Here is a 237-nt window from a genome sequence, read left to right as displayed (position 1 = left end):
CCGCGCCCGCCACCACCTGGCCCTGCCCGATCAGCCACAGCGCGCCCAGCTTCACCGGCAGCAACATCACCGTGGGCAGCGCGAACAGCGCCAGCGCCGCGTAAGTGGGCAGCCGGCGGATCGCGCCTTCGATCCAGCGCAGGCCGGGCCATGCGCCGATACGTGCCAGCACGCGCTGCAACGGCTCCCAGCCCCATTCCTCGAACAGGATGACCAGCGCCAGCAGCCAGCCCAGCA

The 237-nt window shown here is 71.7% G+C and carries 1 pseudogene; it reads right to left on the bottom strand.

Annotated elements, in window-relative coordinates:
- Positions 1–235: pseudogene (locus ACMUOY_RS12725) on the bottom strand (hypothetical protein); the annotation flags it as partial.
- Positions 236–237 lie beyond the last annotated feature (2 nt).

It is taken from the genome of Candidatus Skiveiella danica (assembly GCF_022705245.1).
Lineage (GTDB): Bacteria > Pseudomonadota > Gammaproteobacteria > Burkholderiales > Burkholderiaceae_C > Skiveiella > Skiveiella danica.
This window is presented reverse-complemented; position numbering and strand designations above follow the sequence as displayed.